Annotated in this window: 16 protein-coding genes; 8 read left to right on the top strand and 8 right to left on the bottom strand. The window is 42.0% G+C overall.

What is annotated here, in order from left to right; genetic code table 11:
• Nucleotides 1–104 precede the first annotated feature (104 nt).
• Complete coding sequence (locus KTO63_RS23430; protein ID WP_217794405.1) at nt 105–1,259, top strand: prolipoprotein diacylglyceryl transferase; 1,155 nt, start codon at nt 105–107, stop codon at nt 1,257–1,259.
• Between the two features lie 258 nt (nt 1,260–1,517).
• On the opposite strand, the gene KTO63_RS23425 is transcribed toward KTO63_RS23430, so the two are convergent.
• From KTO63_RS23425 to KTO63_RS23410, 4 genes are all read right to left on the bottom strand, one after another.
• Nucleotides 1,518–3,080, bottom strand: a complete 1,563-nt coding sequence (locus tag KTO63_RS23425; RefSeq protein ID WP_217794404.1) for an acyl-CoA mutase large subunit family protein — start codon at nt 3,078–3,080, stop codon at nt 1,518–1,520.
• Nucleotides 3,081–3,264: 184 nt separating this feature from the next.
• The gene (locus KTO63_RS26335; protein ID WP_232373310.1) at nt 3,265–3,867 is read right to left on the bottom strand and encodes a DUF1801 domain-containing protein; all 603 of its coding nucleotides are present in this window, start codon (nt 3,865–3,867) and stop codon (nt 3,265–3,267) included.
• A 103-nt stretch (nt 3,868–3,970) separates the two neighbouring features.
• Nucleotides 3,971–4,390, bottom strand: coding sequence for an SRPBCC family protein (locus tag KTO63_RS23415; protein ID WP_217794403.1), 420 nt, complete (start codon nt 4,388–4,390; stop codon nt 3,971–3,973).
• A gap of 78 nt (nt 4,391–4,468) precedes the next feature.
• The gene (locus tag KTO63_RS23410) at nt 4,469–5,005 is read right to left on the bottom strand and encodes a DUF7935 family protein (protein WP_217794402.1); all 537 of its coding nucleotides are present in this window, start codon (nt 5,003–5,005) and stop codon (nt 4,469–4,471) included.
• A gap of 198 nt (nt 5,006–5,203) precedes the next feature.
• On the opposite strand from KTO63_RS23410, the gene KTO63_RS23405 reads away from it, so the two are divergent.
• Both KTO63_RS23405 and KTO63_RS23400 read left to right on the top strand, forming a co-directional pair.
• On the top strand, nt 5,204–5,554 hold the full coding sequence (locus KTO63_RS23405; RefSeq protein WP_217794401.1) for a HesB/IscA family protein: 351 nt from the start codon (nt 5,204–5,206) through the stop codon (nt 5,552–5,554).
• Nucleotides 5,555–5,821: 267 nt separating this feature from the next.
• Nucleotides 5,822–6,448: a class I SAM-dependent methyltransferase gene (locus KTO63_RS23400; RefSeq protein ID WP_217794400.1), complete on the top strand. Its 627-nt coding sequence runs from the start codon at nt 5,822–5,824 to the stop codon at nt 6,446–6,448.
• 151 nt (nt 6,449–6,599) lie between these two features.
• Here KTO63_RS23400 and KTO63_RS23395 read toward each other — a convergent pair whose 3' ends face one another.
• From KTO63_RS23395 to KTO63_RS23385, 3 genes are all read right to left on the bottom strand, one after another.
• Nucleotides 6,600–7,136 (bottom strand): hypothetical protein, encoded by a 537-nt coding sequence (locus tag KTO63_RS23395; protein WP_217794399.1) that lies wholly within the window; start codon nt 7,134–7,136, stop codon nt 6,600–6,602.
• The gene (locus KTO63_RS23390; protein ID WP_217794398.1) at nt 7,133–7,687 is read right to left on the bottom strand and encodes a hypothetical protein; all 555 of its coding nucleotides are present in this window, start codon (nt 7,685–7,687) and stop codon (nt 7,133–7,135) included. The genes KTO63_RS23395 and KTO63_RS23390 overlap by 4 nt, the downstream gene beginning before the upstream one ends.
• A gap of 197 nt (nt 7,688–7,884) precedes the next feature.
• The gene (locus KTO63_RS23385; RefSeq protein WP_217794397.1) at nt 7,885–8,193 is read right to left on the bottom strand and encodes a YtxH domain-containing protein; all 309 of its coding nucleotides are present in this window, start codon (nt 8,191–8,193) and stop codon (nt 7,885–7,887) included.
• Nucleotides 8,194–8,412: 219 nt separating this feature from the next.
• Here KTO63_RS23385 and bshB1 point away from each other — a divergent pair, with 219 nt between their 5' ends.
• Nucleotides 8,413–9,150, top strand: a complete 738-nt coding sequence (gene bshB1 / locus KTO63_RS23380; protein WP_217794396.1) for a bacillithiol biosynthesis deacetylase BshB1 — start codon at nt 8,413–8,415, stop codon at nt 9,148–9,150.
• A 252-nt stretch (nt 9,151–9,402) separates the two neighbouring features.
• A complete protein-coding gene (locus KTO63_RS23375) occupies nt 9,403–10,470 on the top strand; it encodes a fatty acid desaturase family protein (protein ID WP_217794395.1) in 1,068 nt (355 codons plus the stop codon).
• Nucleotides 10,471–10,849: 379 nt separating this feature from the next.
• On the opposite strand, the gene KTO63_RS23370 is transcribed toward KTO63_RS23375, so the two are convergent.
• Entirely contained in the window at nt 10,850–11,821 is a 972-nt protein-coding gene (locus KTO63_RS23370) for a LysR family transcriptional regulator (RefSeq protein ID WP_217794394.1), read from the bottom strand.
• 93 nt (nt 11,822–11,914) lie between these two features.
• Here KTO63_RS23370 and KTO63_RS23365 point away from each other — a divergent pair, with 93 nt between their 5' ends.
• From KTO63_RS23365 to KTO63_RS23355, 3 genes are all read left to right on the top strand, one after another.
• Nucleotides 11,915–13,315: a TolC family protein gene (locus KTO63_RS23365; RefSeq protein WP_217794393.1), complete on the top strand. Its 1,401-nt coding sequence runs from the start codon at nt 11,915–11,917 to the stop codon at nt 13,313–13,315.
• A 171-nt stretch (nt 13,316–13,486) separates the two neighbouring features.
• The gene (locus tag KTO63_RS23360) at nt 13,487–16,750 is read left to right on the top strand and encodes an efflux RND transporter permease subunit (protein ID WP_217794392.1); all 3,264 of its coding nucleotides are present in this window, start codon (nt 13,487–13,489) and stop codon (nt 16,748–16,750) included.
• Nucleotides 16,751–16,851: 101 nt separating this feature from the next.
• On the top strand, nt 16,852–18,021 hold the full coding sequence (locus tag KTO63_RS23355; RefSeq protein WP_217794391.1) for an efflux RND transporter periplasmic adaptor subunit: 1,170 nt from the start codon (nt 16,852–16,854) through the stop codon (nt 18,019–18,021).
• The last annotated feature ends 162 nt before the right edge of the window (nt 18,022–18,183 follow it).

The following is an 18,183-nucleotide window of genomic DNA, read 5'->3' as shown; positions in this document are numbered from 1 at the left end:
TTATTAATTATTAATTCGCTACTTGGCGAATTGGCTTTACTTATAACTTATTACCCAAAACTTACAACTTTTCTGTATCATTGCTTCTTTAATCGATAAAATACATGTATCCGAATTTATACTACGCATTCAAAGATTTGTTTGGAGTTAATTGGACGGGCCTGAGATTTATTAATTCATTTGGTTTCTTTGTTGCACTTGCTTTCATTGGTGCTGCGTGGACATTAACGCTTGAATTGAAAAGAAAAAGCCAGCAAGGACTTTTGCACTCTGAAGAGCAAAAGATAGTAATCGGACAACCGGCAAGCACCTCTTCACTTTTATTGAATTTCGTTCTCGGTTTTTTACTAGGATACAAGATCATAGGTGCGTTTTTCTCTAATGCAGAAAATCCACAAGAGTTTATTTTTTCCTCACAAGGCAACTGGATCGCCGGTATTTTACTAGGTGGTCTTTTTGCGTTTATAAAATGGTATGAAAAAAACAAACAAAAGCTGGCAAAACCTGAAGAAAGAATCATCCGTATATGGCCACACGACAGAGTAGGAGACCTTGTGATCTTTGCAGCAATCTTTGGTTTCGCAGGTGCGAAAATTTTCCATAACCTGGAGAATTGGGATGAGTTAATGCGTGATCCTGTTGGCTCTCTGCTTTCTTTCAGCGGGCTTACTTTTTATGGCGGCTTGATTTGTGCGGCGCTCGCTATCTGGTGGTACGCAAAAAAACATAGTATTGGTTTCTGGCATTTGAACGATGCGGCAGCACCGGCTTTGATGCTGGCATACGCGATTGGCCGTATTGGTTGTATGGTTGCCGGCGATGGTGATTGGGGCATTGCAAATACAAAGCCTAATCCATTTTCCTGGTTGCCAAACTGGATGTGGTCATTCAGGTTTCCTCATAACGTAATAGGCGAAGGTGTTCAAATTCCGGGCTGTGTGGGACAATATTGCGCTCAACTTCCGGAGCCTGTTTACCCAACTCCTTTTTATGAAACAGTGATGTGCCTGATCCTTTTTGCATTTCTTTGGAGCATTCGCAAAAAAGTTAAAACACCGGGTATCTTATTTTCAATTTATCTGATAGTTAACGGGATCGAACGCTTCTTGATCGAAAAAATAAGAGTGAATACAAAATATAATATCGACGGCTTTCACCCAACACAAGCAGAGATTATTTCCTTCTTAATGGTGATCACCGGCATCGCGTTGATCGTTTATTTGTCGAGGAAAAAACCGGTGGTAGAAAAGGTTAGCTAGGCGAGACCATCAATCACCACTAAGACACTAAGGGCACTAAGCCTCACTAAGAAGAAGACGCTAAAAGCGTCTTTTTTTATTAATTAGAAGAACACAGAATAATATTGACAGCGAAATTAGTAGACTATTGAAACACACAGGAAAGGAAGTTTTTTTCAAACTTCCTTTCCTGTGTAAAAAAATATTTAACTCAGTGGTAAAAAATCTTAGTGAAGCTTAGTGTCCTTAGTGCCTTAGTGGTGAACCGGAGACTATGACCTACCTGTGTTCCCCAAACACACTTCTCAGCTCATCTGCAATTTCACCCAGCGTGCATTTGTTTTCAACTGCTTCAATTACAGTAGGCATGATGTTATCACCGCTGTTTGCTTTATCATTCAATTCCTGTAAAATAGAATCGCATTTCGCCGGATTACGGCTATGACGCAAATTATTCAGCTTCTGTATTTGTAATTGCCTTATGCTATCATCAATTTTAAATGAAGGCGGACGCTGGCTTTCGTCGATCGCGAATTTATTTACACCTACGATGATCTTTTGTCCCGTTTCAATACTGCGTTGGTATTCGTATGCACTGCGGGCAATTTCATCCTGGATAAAACCAGCTTCAATAGCGCTTACACTGCCGCCCATTGCATCAATCTTAGCGATTAGTTGCCATGCTTTTTCTTCTACTTCGTCGGTTAGTGTTTCTATGAAATAGCTTCCTGCTAACGGATCGGCAGTATCTGCGATACCGCTTTCATATGCGGCAATTTGCTGTGTACGCAATGCAATTCTTGCAGCTTCCTCTGTTGGAAGATTCAAAGCTTCGTCGTAACCGTTTGTGTGCAAACTCTGCGTGCCACCAAGTACCGCAGCCAATGTTTGAATGGTAACGCGACTGATATTATTAAGCGGTTGTTGTGCAGTTAAAGTACTTCCACCGGTTTGTGTGTGAAAACGCAGCATCATTGCCTTAGGATCTGTTGCACCGAGCGACTGCATGATCTTCGCCCACATGCGCCTGGCCGCACGGAACTTCGCGACTTCTTCAAATAAATTATTGTGTGCATTGAAAAAGAAGGAGAGGCGTTTGCCAAATACATTTATATCAAGGCCTTTTTCAAGCGCCGCCTGAACATAAGCCTTTCCGTTGCTCAAAGTGAAAGCGATTTCCTGAACGGCTGTACTGCCTGCCTCGCGGATATGATAGCCTGAAATAGAGATAGTGTTCCATTTTGGTAAGTCGGTACTGCACCATTCAAAAATATCGGTGATGATGCGCATCGAAGGTTTTGGCGGATAGATATAAGTGCCCCTTGCGGCGTACTCTTTCAAAATATCGTTCTGGATGGTGCCGGAGATTTTTTTCAAGTCGGCACCTTGTTGCTTTGCAAGTGCCACATAAAATGCGAGGAGGATAAAACCCGATGCGTTAATGGTCATGGACGTGGAAACATCTTCCAGTTTGATGCCATTAAAAAGTGCCTGCATGTCTTCAATGCTATCGATGGCGACGCCCACTTTTCCCACTTCACCTTCGGCCAGTGCGTGGTCGCTATCGTAACCAATCTGTGTAGGTAAATCAAATGCTACGCTCAGCCCCATTACGCCCTGGTTGAGCAGGTAATGATAGCGTTTGTTACTTTCTTCGGCGGTGCTGAAACCTGCGTACTGGCGCATGGTCCACAGCTTGCCTCGGTACATGTCCGCTTGTATCCCACGGGTAAAAGGAAACTCACCGGGCAGCTCTTTTCCGGCATGTGCAATTTCTCCGTTTGGCGAATACACTTGTCTGATCTCAATACCGGAATCGGTAAAACATTTTTTTTCTGGCATTCTAAAATTTTAAAGCAATCAATAGGGCGGTGAAGGTAGGGAATTTTGGGAGTTGAGAATGGAGAGTTGAGAGTTGAGAATGGAAAGTTGAAAATTGAAAATGAGTGGATAGCAGATGGCGGTAAATAACCCTCCTGGTCTACCGATAACTCTCAACTCTCCATTCTCCATTCTCAACTCTCAACTATTTCTTAAACGCCAGTCCTTTCTCAGCCAGCGCGGTTCGCAGCTTTGGCATCGTACTGGGTCCCATTCCGTGGAATGTAAGAATTTCGCGTTCTGTGTATTTCGAAAGTTTTTGCAAAGTGGTGATGCCGTTATTTTCCAACGCTCTTCTTGCAGGAGCTACCAGCGTTGAAAGGAAGTCTTTGTCAGCAAGCTTGTTTTTTTCTGCCGTCTTTTTTACAGTTGCTTTTTTAACGGTCTTTTTTAATGCGGCTTTCTGATCAGTTTCTGCGACCCTGAATTGTACGATCTGCGTAATTAAATCAACAGGCAGTGGCTTGTCGATAGGAAACTGTATAGCACCTTTTGAGTTTTTGAACGATTGTATTTCCTTTTGAAAATTGGCAATGCCGGATGAAGTGGGATAGAAGCCTATGTGATTTTTATATCCGGCAAAGTACACCAACTTACCATTTTGCTCGAAAGCAGGCATACCGTAACTAATGACCTCTTTTGCTTTTGGCGCAGCCTTCTGCACGGTCTTTCTCACTTTTTCTAAAAGCTTCTGAATGTCTGCTGGAAAAGCAGCAATGTAGGCATCGATGGTTTCGGCTTTATTCATCGTGATAAGTTAAAAATAAAAAATTCAAAATTCAAAAAGCGTTGAAATTCAAAAAGCCTGACTGAACTGGACTTTTTGAATTTTGATTTTTGAATTTTGATTTTTATCGTTCGACGTAATTCTTGAAGTTGTCCAAAATCGCCTGCCAGCCTGCTTGTTGCATTTCAAGCGGATTCTCGTCCTCAGCTTCGAAGGTTTCAACAATTTCTGTTTCACCATCTTCTTCCTTAAAAACAACCTTTACCGTTCTGCCGTCGCCCATGGTATATTCGATCAGTTCTTTTTCCACCACCTCATCGTAAACGCCACCAAAATCAAAACCAAAGCTGCCGTCTTTCGCTTCCATTCGATAAGAAAAACTACCGCCTTTCCGAAGATCGTTTTGCGCTTTGGGCGTGTGCCAGTCGGGCGAGGCATTGTTCCATTGCTTCACTTCTTCTGCGTTAGTAAAGCTTTTCCAAACCTTATCGAGCGGAGCATTGATAACGGCTTCTACTGTGAGGTGTGATCTTTTTTGATCCATGGTATTTTATTTTGGGCCGAAGGCCAAACGCCTAACACAGCTCGTTGCATTGAGCGTTAGGCATTAAGCATTCAGCATTTACTGCATTATCTTCTTCGCTTCAAAACTCAGCGCTTCCTGTACTAGGCCATGCATTGAACCCTGCGGTTGGCTCATGATCACTTCAAGAAGTTTTCTGTTGAGCTCTTGCCCACTAGCATCTGGCGGCAATATTAATGCCACCTGGTTGATGAGGTGAATATTCTGCTCTTTTAATGTTCTGATGGCTTCCCAAGCCTGACCTGTAACATAAATCTGCTGGGAAAGGTTGTACTCAAATTCCTGGCGAATCGTGTTTGTCAGCAATAACTGCATTTCCGTCTTGTTGGCATCAGGTTGATTAAGGCGGCTAATGAGGTTTGGCAATGCAATTCTTTCCGCCAGGATCACCAGCCTTTCATACGCTTGCAATTGCAGAGAAGTTGACGCATTTGCTTCGGGCCTCGCCGGTTTTTCAGCTTCCGTCTTTTTCAGTTCTTTTTTGTCGCGCAGGTAATAGAAAAAGTAAAGGCCTCCGATTATTACGGCAAGTGCAATAACTACTAAAACCATTTGGGTTGTACTTAAGAAATCCATTGTGTATTTATTATATCTGGTTGTGGCAAATGTAAATAAACGGGAAAATAGTTGAATTATTGAATCATTGAATTATTGAGAAAGAAAATAACCCAATAACTGAGTAACCGAATAACCGAATGTAATCGGAGTATCATTCTTTCTCAATTATTCAATTATTCAGTTACTCAGTTATTCAGTTATTCCTAAATTTGCTTCATGGAAACAACTACAGAAACAACTGCTCCGGTAACACTCACTGAAGGTGCAGTGAAGGAGCTGAAAAGACTAATGGACGCGGAAGGTTTCGATAAATCCCAATTTCTGAGAGTAGGAGTAAAAGGCGGCGGCTGCAGTGGCATGAGTTATGTGCTGGGTTTTGACGCTAAACTGGAAAACGATGAGACTTTCGATATCAATGGCATTTCATGTATAATGAATAAATCCCACGGACTTTACCTTATGGGTATGCAAATTGACTGGCAGGAAGGTCTGAATGCAAGAGGGTTCACTTTTACCAATCCGAATGCCAGCAAAACATGCGGATGCGGAACTTCATTTGCCGTGTAACATTTTCTCGATACTTTTTAAAGTGCCGGACTTCCGAGTCCGGCATTTTTATTTAATCGATAGAATCTAATTAAATAATATAGTAAACAACAATAAACAACTGAAATTCTGACATTTAATATCATTTGCGGCTAATTTATTTTATGAATTTGGCTACTGAACTTTGTTGCTTTTCTTCCCGCTCATTATAATTTTTCTTAAAGCGTAAACCGGCATTTGAAAACTCTGATAGCTTTGCTGATTATCAATACATTTTAAATCAATAGTATGACAAACGCATGGACCAACAGATGGGACGAGAGATACGCAACCGAGGATTTCGCTTACGGCACCAAGCCCAACAATTACTTAAAGGAGCAGCTGGCCAAACTCACACCGGGAGCGATCCTTTTTCCGGCGGAAGGTGAAGGACGCAATGCGGTATTTGCTGCAATGCAGGGATGGGATGTTTCTGCCTTTGATATTAGTGTTGAAGGTCAAAAGAAAGCACTACAACTGGCTGCGGCGAATAAAGTGTCAATTGATTACGAGGTTGGCACATTAGAAGAGTTACCCTACAAGCCCGAACAGTTTGATGCGATTGCCCTTATTTACGCCCATTTTCCTGCCGATATAAAATCTCTTTATCACAGAACGCTGAGCAAATATTTACGTAAAGGAGGCATCGTGATTTTTGAAGCATTTAGCAAGAAACATCTTGACTATCTCGCGAAAAATGAAAAGGTTGGAGGCCCGAAAGATCTCGGATCTTTATTTTCCATTGAGGAAATTAAAGCTGACTTCGACAATTACCATTTCCGCGAACTGGCCGAAGTAGAAATCGAATTAAATGAAGGGTTGTTTCATAACGGCGTGGGCTCTGTGGTGAGGTTTGTAGCGGATAAAAGGGAGTAAAATTAACAATTTGAAAATTTGAAAATTTGAAAATTCATTTGGTGCGTCATTTGTTGTTTGTTATTCCCGTTCCCAAGGAGTGATATTAAAGAATTAGACAGATCGAACTGAATCATTTTCAAATTTTCAAATTCTCATATTTTCAAATTGATCAAAACGTGCATTTCTTCGTTTTGCAAAACGACAACATTTCCGACAGGCCATTTACGCAATGGCGCGGATCGTGGTTGGAGCAGCAGTTGATCTGTTTGTATTCCATTACAGCACCATATTGTGGAAATTGATAATCGTTTTTCTGATTATTGTCTTCACCGATCGTGTAAGCCTGTTTCATTTCTAGTTTATTGTCATCCTTCACCATCACTTTTACAAAACAGAAATATTTTGCGCCTAATGTGTCGATAATTGTTTTGAATAAGATTTCTTCCGGCTTCGATTCGGAGTAATCAACATAGTAATCGGGAAAGCGTAACGAATCTTTGCCGGTTACGACCAACAAACTCATTCGCTGGTTATCATCTATCGAAAAAAATGAAGTTGACTTTTTATCCTTATCCTGGTATTTCCAGATATTATTTTGCAGTGACTTCACCACGACCATGGTTTTTGCCTGGTTGCTGCTGGGATTTTGTGCCGCAAGATTAGAATAACAAGCCATTACTACGCAGCTAATAATTATTGCTTTCATTCTTTTTTCTTATTTAATAAACCTGAAAAAATGAGATACAGGTTTTCATAGAATTTTTCGGTATAAATGCCGCTGAACAAGCAAATAAACATGAGTGCGCCCGGCTTTACATCCAATTCTCCGGAGAAAAACAAATTGGGTATCAATAACGAAAGGCCCAGTACCACGAGGCCCGTAAGCGCTCCCAGTACCGGCAACGACCAGTAGGGTGTATCTTCTATGCGTGATTTTTTTGATGCTAGTTGCAGGATAATAGCGATCAGTGCACCGATCATTCCAAAGGAACAGGCTGTGATAATATAACTGAGGTAGGAGGGAACGTATTCTGCCCAGGGAAAGAGTTTTTGTGTTTTTTCTCCTTCGATAATTGATTCCATGGAAACCCTGTTCTTAAACAAAATTCCATTGTACTCAACCTTCGCGGTATCCTTTACATCGATCGTTTTTTTAATGAGATTGTTGTTCTCCATCCTTGTAATGCCACCACTCCCAAAGTAGAGGGCTATGGCCAGCCAGCCAACGATCACCGCAACGGGAACTACGCTTTTCATTGCAAGGAGTTAGTACTTAGTAAGATACCCCAAAAAACGCGAATTTGAAAATTTGAAAATATGGGAATTTGAAAATGCTTCAGGTCAATTATTCCCTCAATCTAATTGTCCGCTTTATAATGTCCAGAAGGAAAATAATGGCTGATGCATTAAACGAATTTTCAAATTTGCATATTTTCAAATTTTCAAATTGCCGCTTACGCGATTGGCGCTTCCGGGGTGTCACTCGGCTTTTCGCCTTTGTTGAAAAGGTTGTGGAACATGCCTTCAACATCTCCGAAATGTTCTTTGAAAGCTTCGGAACCTTTTGTTTTTAGTTCTGCGAAATAATCCTTGGCTTTATCGGCTGCATTTTCCGCCTCCGATTTGAATTGATGCGCTTTGTCTTTCAGATTTTGGGCAAGTTTTTCTTTTTCTTCAGGCGTCATCGTCATGTATTTATGCGCTGCAAAAGCTGCTGCCGCACCCAAAAGGAAGGTGGCAATGTGTTTGGACTCTACACTCATAAAAAAAAGTTTACAATTGGTTGATATGACTGTAACATTTGTGCCACCGGAAGGTTGTGCAATTTGAAAATTTGAAAATTTGAAGATTTGAAAATGCCCTAGATCGCTATTTTTGCATTTCTTATTTTCGCCACTGAGACTGAGCGAGATAAGTAGCGATTGATGCTCTGGAAGAATTTTCAAATTTTCAAATCTTCAAATTTTCAAATTCCAAAATTGATGAAACTAGACATACTTGCAATCGGCGTTCACCCAGACGATGTGGAACTCGGCTGTTCGGGCACATTGATCAACGAAATAAAAAATGGTAAAAAGGTAGGCGTGGTTGATTTGACACAAGGCGAACTGGGTACACGAGGCACGATCGACACTCGATATACTGAAGCTGCAATAGCCGCGGAAGTGATGGGCGTACACGTGCGCGAAAACCTTAAAATGCGCGACGGTTTTTTTAAAAACGATGAAGAACATCAGCTAAAACTGATAACCGCATTGCGCAAATACCAACCAGAAATAGTGATTGCAAATATTTTGCACGACCGTCATCCCGACCATGGCCGCGCAGGTCACCTGATTGCGGATGCTTGTTTTCTTTCAGGCCTGGTGAAGGTAAAGACGAATGACGAGGATGGAAATCCGCAGGAAAAATGGCGCCCGAAATATGTATTGCATTACCTGCAGGACTGGTATCACGAACCAGATCTCATCATCGACATCTCAGATGTTTTTGAGCAAAGAATGAAGGCAATCGAAGCCTACGGCACGCAATTCTTCAGCACCGGTGAGGCCAACGACGAGCCGGTTACCTACATTTCCACACCCGACTTCCTCGACAGTGTAACCGCCAGGGCGCGCATGCTCGGCAAACGCATTGGAGTGAAGTACGGCGAAGGCTATATAAGTGAGAAAAAAATTGGAATCAGAAGTTTGGACGCGCTGATTCAGAATGAGACCTAGGAATAACTGAATGACTGAATAACTGAATAATTGAACGTCGTAATACTGGCAACCCTCAGTTATTCAGTTACTCAGTTATTCAGTCATTGTTTTTGAGCCTTTTCGATTCAAAACCAACACAAGTCATCTCCTTGTAATTTTAATTGTTAAATATTTTACATTTCTACAATGTTTAAAATTAAATGTTCCCGGAATACTCATTTGTCCGTTTCTTAAGCCTACTTTTGTGCCTTACTTTAAAATGAATTTGTGATGGCAATTCCTAAATTTCCCAGTGTTCCTAACTCATTCCACGCTGAGTTAAAAAAGAGGATCAGTGACTATTTTGAAGAAGTGGGTAAATCACAGACGGGAAATTACAGCCTGTTTATGAAGGCGGTTATTTTGATGGTGAGTTTATCCTTTGTATATATTCACCTGGTGTTCTTTACTCCAAACGCTTTTTGGTGCATCATTGAAAGCGCTATAATGGGTTGCCTGATCGCAGCTATTGGTTTTAATGTAATGCACGACGGTGCCCACGGCAGTTTCAGCAAATACAAATGGGTAAATCACATTGCAGCATTCTCGCTAAATATACTGGGTGGAAACAGCTTTATGTGGAACATGAAGCACAACGTTATTCACCACGCATTTACCAACGTTGATGGAGTAGATGATGATATCGACGCCCAACCTTGGATGCGTATGAGTTCTACTCAAAAGAAATACAAGATGCACAAATACCAGCACTTGTACTTTTGGTTCTTTTATTCCTTGCTTTATTTTTTCTGGATCTTTGTTCTGGATTATCAAAAATATTTTAAATCAAAGGTGGGCACCATGCAATTGAAAAAGATGAGCATGTCTGATCACCTTGTGTTTTGGGGCTTTAAATTATTTCATGCTTTTCTGTTTATTGGTTTGCCAATTTATATGGTAGGCTTTACAGATTGGCTGATAAGCTTCCTCATCGTTACATTGGTTGCAGGATTTGTATTGAGCATTGTGTTCCAATTGGCGCACACTGTTGAGCATACTTCTTTCCCAATGCCAAACGAAGACACCGGCAAACTGGATGATGAGTGGGCAATCCACCAATTGAAAACAACCGCAAACTTTGCTACTAAAAACAAAGTGGTTAGCTGGTTGGTAGGCGGCCTTAACTTTCAGATAGAGCATCACCTGTTCCCAAAAATTTCACACGTACATTATCCTGCCATCAGCAAGATCATCAAACAAGCTTGCGAAGAATATGGCATCAAATACATCGAATACACAAAAGTTCGCTATGCAGTTGCTTCACATGTGTCGTTCTTAAGACATATTGGAAGAGCGTAAGAGAAATTGAAAGTTGAAAGTTGAAAATTGAAAATTAGCCACTCCGTAGAGACGCATTGAATGCGTCTCCCGTGCAAACGCGAAGTGCAGCATTTTATGAGATATTTGAAAGGTCGCAGTTTTTCTGCGACCTTTTTGTTTTGAGTTTAGCGCTGATTTGTTTTTGCAAACCCTTAGTGAAACTTAGTGTCCTTAGTGTCTTAGTGGTGAAAAAAACACCAGCACATTTGCGAGTCTTATAGTTTATAAAAAGGTTAGAAGTTGACGTTCGAAATATTTACCACTAAGGCACTCAGCACACTTATATACACTAAGAATCTCCGAATATCTACATCCCCTTCTAATTCCTAATTCCTAATTTCTAATTTCTAATTCCTAACTACTCATTAAGCATCAACTGCTGAATAAGACTATTCGAAAATACATTCTCCTTCTTGCCACTTTCCACTTCAATGTGAATGTTATCAAAGTGCAGTTTTAAGCAATCCAGGAAATTGTTCACCACGATATTTTGTTTGCACGAGGCAGCGTACCATGTACGGCTTGCGACTTCCTTCGGCATTGGCTTGGCAACAATATCTTTTGATTCCAGGTATGGTTGCACGATCCAGTCGGCCATAACAGTAATGCCCATGTTGGCATTTACCATTTCAATGATCGCATCGGTATAGTGAATACGGTGAACGTGTTTAGGCCTTACACCTTGTTCCTGCATAAGGTTTTCGACGATCGGAATATTGCCTGTTGCAGGATTCGAGAAGTGAAGGAACAACTCTTCACCCTCTAAATCTTTTATGGTTATGCATTTTTTCTTTGCTAAAGGATGCTCCCTCGAAACAATTGCAAACAGTTTATCCTGGAAGATAGGTTCGTAGTGAATTTGCGGATTGTCTATTTTGTTGCGAACGATCGCCACATCAAGATCGCCTTTCAACAAATATTCAAGAGGAAGATGTGTTGCTGCTGAAACAACGTGAATGTCGATACCCGGGCTCATTTTCTTGTAATACTTAATGATCGGTGGCAACCAGTGGTAGGCAGTGTAACATTGTGTGGTAACCTTCAACGTCCCGATATCGCCGGTTTTGAAGTTGTGCAGATCTGTCTCAAGAGATTTTAATTCAGTGAGGATTTTTTCTGCGCTACACAAAAACCTTTTGCCTTCGAGTGAAAGCTCCAGCTTTTTTCCTTTGCGGTGAAAGATTGTTACCCCCACCTCATTTTCCAATTCTTTGAGCTGATGACTGAGTGCAGACTGGGTTAAAAATAAAGTATCTGCGGCCTTTGTTAAAGTACCTTCTTTTACGATTGTGTCTACAAGCCTGAAGTGGTGCAGTCCTACGTTGATCATGAAAATAACTAATGGTTTTTACAAAATTAATTCATTCTGCTCATATACATGTTTATTTAATTTTGGTGTACCAATATGTATCAAACATCAAATATGCTCAGAAGGAGTTTCTTTTTTCTTACGGTCTTATCGTTTAGTGGTCTTGCGTTACCTGCCAGAGCACAACAGGTTTTAACACTGAAGGAAGCAATACAAACGGCATTACAGAACTATGCCACATTAAAAGCGAAAGCAAATTATGTAAATGCGTCCAAAGCATATGTTAAGCAGTCGCAAAGAGAGTATCTTCCAGACCTAAATGTTTCATTTCAACAAGATTATGGTACCATCAACGGCCAAAGTGGCCCATCATACGGATACAAAGGCTTGAGTGTAGCATCAGCTGGCCCTGCATTGGAATCCCAGAACTGGAATGCAGCGTTTGGAGCTTTGTATCTCACCAACGTAAACTGGGACTTCTTTACGTTTGGCCGGGCGAAGGAAAAAGTGAAAGTAAGCGCTTCTGTTTTAGATCGTGATCAAAATGATCTGGAACAGGAGAAATTTCAACAGCAGGTAAGGGTAGCAGGAGCGTATTTAAACTTGCTCGCTGCGCAAAGGTTTGCCCAATCAGAACAAAACAATCTTGACCGGGCAGTAGCGCTGAGAAACGTAGTGGTAACAAGAGTTAAAAACGGTTTGAATGCCGGTGTAGATTCATCTCTTTCAAATGCAGAAGTTTCCAATGCAAAGATCTCTCTGACCAGGGCGCTTGATTACGAGCAGGAGCAGGAAAATGTACTTGCACAAATGATGGGCGTTGCGCCAACAGAGTTTTATCTTGACAGTTTATTCCTGAAACGCATCCCTTCGGCCATCAACGATTCTTCTTCTTTAAAGCCGGAAGACCATCCGTTGCTAAAGTATTATAAAAGCCGTGTTGCCGTAAGCGACGAGCAGGCAAAATATTTTCACACCTTCAATTATCCAACCTTTTCAATGTTTGGTGTTTTGCAAACAAAGGGATCTGGCTTTGATTACGATTACGGACAAACGAAGTTAAACGCATATTCAAGTGGTTACTGGGATGGTGTGAATCCGACAAGAGGCAACTATCTGCTTGGCGTGGGCATGGTTTGGAACATCACCAATCCGTTGCGTATCCATCAACAGGTAGAAGCACAAAAATTTACTTCCAAAGCATTGAACGACGAATATGAATTGATAGATCAGCGATTGAGGGATCAGAAAATATTATCTGAAACAAAGATCAAAAACGCATTGGCCAATTATGTAGAAGCGCCGATACAGGTAAAGTCTGCATCTGACGGCTATTTGCAAAAAAGCGTGATGTACAAAAACGGGTTAAGCAATATCGTAGATGTAACGCAGGCTTTATACACGTTGAACAGAGCAGAAACAGACAGAGACATTGCCTACAGCAACGTATGGCAGGCGCTTCTTTTGAAAGCCGCTGCCAGCGGGGATTTTGGATTATTCATTAACGAGTTCTAAGAAGTCGTGAAACGTCAATCGTCAATCGTGAATGGGTTGCCGATTGTCGAAAAACGTGAATGGTGAAACGTGAATCGTGAATGATGCACACTAAACCTATTCACGATTCACGATTGACCATTCACGATTGCCACGCCTGAAACTTACGAACGAAAACATGTAAACAAACTCATGGGATTAATAAAAAGTGCACTCAGAAAGCCGATTACAATTCTTGTATTGGTGGCAGGTATTTTCTTCTTCGGTATCAACTCCATAAGAAATATCAAGGTGGATATCTTTCCGGATCTTAACCTGCCGGTGATTTATATTTCACACCCTTATGGTGGTTTCACACCTAACCAAATGGAAGCGTATTTCGGTAAGCAATACGTGAACCTGTTGTTGTATGTGTCCGGTGTTAAAAGCATCGAGACAAGGAACATACAAGGCTTGTCTTTGTTGAAATTAACTTTCTACGAAGGCACCAACATGGCGCAGGCCGCAGCAGAAGTTTCGGCGTTCTCCAACCGGGCACAGGCAATCTTTCCGCCTGGTTCGCAACCGCCGTTTATCCTTCGTTTCGATGCCTCCACACTTCCCGTTGGACAGCTTGTATTGAGCAGCGCCAAGCGTTCCAACAACGAATTGATGGATATGGCGAACGTCTATGTGCGATCATCATTTACATCCATTCCCGGTTTGATTGCACCGGCACCTTTTGGTGGTAACACCAGAACAGTGGTGATCAAAGCCGACCCTGAATTATTGCGTTCACACAATCTTACTCCGGATCAACTTGTAGAAGCATTGCGGATCAACAACCAGGCTACACCTTCCGGTAATGTAAGAATTGGTGACATCAATTATATTACTCCAACAAATACTACCATAAAGAACATAAAGGATTTTGAAAACATTCCGTTGTTTAAAGGAGGCGTTCAAAACCTTTATTTGAAAGACGTTGCAACTGTAGAAGATGGAGCCGACATTACCAGTAGTTATGCGTTGGTAAATGGCAAGCGCTCCATCTATCTTCCCATCACAAAATCTGCAGATGCCTCTACATGGGAAGTCGTACAAAATTTAAAGAAAGCCATCCCTCGTTTCCAGGCGTTGCTTCCAGAAGATGTGAAATTGTCTTACGAGTTTGACCAGTCTGTTTACGTGATCAATGCCGTGAAGAGTTTGATCACTGAAGGCGCGATAGGAGCGGTCCTTACCGGTTTGATGGTGTTGTTGTTCCTCGGCGATTCACGCGGCGCATTGATCGTTATTTTAACTATACCTGTCTCTATAATATCTGGCGTGTTGTTCCTGTCATTGTTCCATCAAACCATCAATATCATGACCTTGAGCGGTTTGTCTCTTGCGATTGGTATTCTCGTCGATGAGTCGACGGTGACGATAGAAAACATACACCAGCACCTCGCCATGGGCAAGCCAAAGGCGCTCGCCATATGGGATGCATGTAAGGAAATTGCATTTCCCAAATTGCTGATCCTGTTTTGTATCCTCGCGGTATTTGCTCCGGCATTTACCATGAAAGGCATACCGGGTGCATTATTCCTGCCGTTGGCATTGGCCATTGCTTTCTCCATGATCACTTCTTATTTGCTGGCGCAAACATTTGTACCCATCATGGCAAACTGGTTAATGAAGAGCCATCATGGAAAAGAAAAAACAGATGCGCAGGAATTTAGAGAAGCGGGTTTAACAGCAGACTCTGAAAAAGATACCTGGAACCAAAAACACGCGATTGCTGGTAAAGAAGATTTTAACGGCAACGGAAAAGTCACACGATTCGAGAAATTCAGAATGCGGTTTATGAAATTTCTCGATAGAATATTGCCATATAAAAAACCTGTTGTAATTGCATATGTTCTGCTTGCCTGCGGGGCAGCATTTCTCCTCATCTCTACTATTGGCCGGGACGTATTACCCAAGGCAAATTCCGGTCAGTTCCAGGTGAGAATGCGTGCGCCGGATGGCACAAGGCTTGAGCGAACAGAAGAAAAAATGGTGAAAGCACTGGATATATTGAATGAAGTGGTAGGCAAGAAGAACATTGCAGTTACATCAGCTTTTGTGGGTGCGCACCCGGGGCAATTCTCCACGAGCCCGATCTACCTATTTATGAGCGGGCCGCAGGAAGGAGTACTGCAGGTGGCACTTGATGAAGATTACAAAGTGGACCTCGATGACCTGAAAGAAAAATTCAGGAACAAAGTGGCAGAAGAAATGCCTGATGTAAAATTATCTTTCGAGCCAATCGAGCTGACCGATAAAATATTGAGCCAGGGATCGCCAACGCCAATTGAAGTAAAGATTGCCGGTAAGAACAAGAAGCAAAATGAAGAGTACGCACTGAAGGTGATCGATAAACTTAAGCAAATCCCTTACCTGCGCGACGTGCAGTTGGGCCAACCGATCAAGTACCCTGCGATCAACATCAATATAGACAGAAACAGGGCGGCGCAATTAGGTGTAGATGTAAATGATATTTCGCGTTCGTTAATTGCGTCAACATCATCTTCACGTTACACAGAAAAAAGTGTTTGGCTCGATGAAAAAGTTGGTTTGAGTTATAACGTGCAGGTGCAAATTCCAGAAAACAAAATGAACAGCGTTGAAGAGATCAACGAAATTCCCGTAACGAAAAATGCACAGCGCCCTGTATTGGGCGACGTGGCGTCGATTCAAACAGATACCACTTATGGCGAGAATGACAACATTGGTTCTATTCCTGTATTGTCTGTAACCGCGAACATTCACAAGAAAGATCTTGGAACGGCAACAAAAGATGTGAGCAAAGCCATTGCATCAATTGGCACATTGCCACGCGGTTTAACCATTAATCTAAAAGGCCTGAGCGAGATATTGACTGAAACGCTGGATAGTTTGCAAGCAGGTTTGCTGACTGCAATCATTGTGATCTTCCTGATGCTCGCAGCGAATTTCCAATCATTCAAAGTATCGTTTGTGGTACTGTCAACCGTTCCTGCGGTGTTGGTTGGATCGCTGTTGCTACTGAAGTTAACAGGCTCAACACTTAACCTGCAATCCTACATGGGAATGATCATGTCGGTCGGCGTGTCGATTGCCAACTCAGTATTATTGATCACCAATGCAGAACATTTGCGGATGCACAATGGCAACGCGCTTGAGTCTGCAAGAGAATCGGCATCACTGCGTTTACGCCCGATCCTGATGACGAGTGTGGCGATGGTAGTAGGTATGATCCCGATGGCATCCGGTTTGGGAGAAGGCGGAGATCAGGCGGCGCCACTGGGACGCGCAGTAATAGGAGGTTTGATTGCTTCTACATTCGCGGCGCTGTTCATTTTACCTTTGGTGTTCTCATGGGTGCAGGGAAAAGCTTCTACAGCATCTGTATCACTGGATCCGGAGGATAAAGAAAGCAAGCATTTTATTCCTGAATTGGAAAATGCGTAGAGACAAGGCATTGCCTTGTCTCCGGAAACACCCGAATAATGCGAGAAAGACAAGGCAATGCCTTGTCTCTACAATTTTTTAAAAACGACAAACATCTATAAATGACGCACTTAGTAAACAACCTGTTTCGTAAAAATCTTTCACCGGTAAATGCAGGAAAATTATTCCTGTCGCTACTGGTAATCGCATCCTTAAACAGTTGCACTTCTTCAGAAGCAAAAACAGGGGATGATAAAAAAGAAAAGAAAGAAGCAGAGGCGGCACCGGCATTGGAAACATTCAGTCTTGAAAAGGGACATTTGTCTTCGACACTCTCTGTGCCCGGTGAATTGATCGCCTACCAACAGGTAGACATATATGCTAAAGTAAACAGCTTTGTAAAAAAATTATATGCTGACGTTGGGTCGCAGGTAACAGCCGGACAACTCCTTGCAACAATGGAAGCGCCGGAATTGACATCGCAATTGGCAGGTGCCCAATCAAGATTAAAATCTTTCGAAGCCATTTACATTGCCAGCAAAGCAACATATAACCGTTTGTTTGAAACCAGCCAAACGCCAGGAACCGTTTCGCAAAACGATCTTGACCAGGCTTTGGCAAAAATGAACTCTGACCATGCGCAACTAGATGCTGCACAATCTGCTTACAAGGAAATTGCAGAAACCAGGAACTATCTTGAAATCCACGCACCATTCAGCGGCGTGATCAGTGCTCGTAACGCAAACCTGGGTGCATATGCAGGCCCTAGCGGAAAGGGTTCTGAGTTTCCATTGTTCGTTTTGCAGGAGCAGAAAAAACTTCGTTTAGTGGTGTCTGTTCCCGAAGCTTACACCGGTTTCTTAAATGATAAAAGCGAAGTGAACTTTACAGTAAAGGCTTTGCCCAATGAATCTTTCAAAGCAAAAGTAAAACGCCTGGCAGGGGCATTGGATTATCGCCTGCGCTCTGAAAGGGTGGAGATGGACGTTGACAACACCAACAAAAAACTACTGCCGGGCATGGTATCTGAAGTTAAGATTCCTTTGCCTGCAAACGACAGCACTTTCATTGTACCGAAAGGCGCATTGGTAAATGGCACCGAAAGAATATTTGTAATTAAAGTAGTGGATAATAAAGCAGAATGGATAGATGTTAAGAAAGGACGTGAATCAGACGGCAAAATAGAAGTTTTCGGAGACTTACATCCGGGTGATCAGGTAATTAATGTAGCGACAGATGAGATCAGAAACGGTTCTACGATCAATACGAAACAGCAGAAAAGCACTAACTAACAACGGCTTACCTCTTCATGCAAAAAGGTTGTTCCTATATCGAACAACCTTTTTTGTTTTTAACCTATTATATAAAAAATATGTCTTCTTTGACCATGCCCTACTAAAGATTCAGCCTTGCTTTGCATGATTGTAAATCCATCTTGTGTAAAGCATGAAAAC

Origin of the sequence: Pinibacter aurantiacus, assembly GCF_019130065.1 — a bacterium.
In the GTDB taxonomy this organism is placed as follows: Bacteria; Bacteroidota; Bacteroidia; order Chitinophagales; family Chitinophagaceae; genus Pinibacter; species Pinibacter aurantiacus.
The sequence above is the reverse complement of the archived record's forward strand: the minus strand, read 5'-3'. Positions and strand labels throughout refer to the sequence as shown.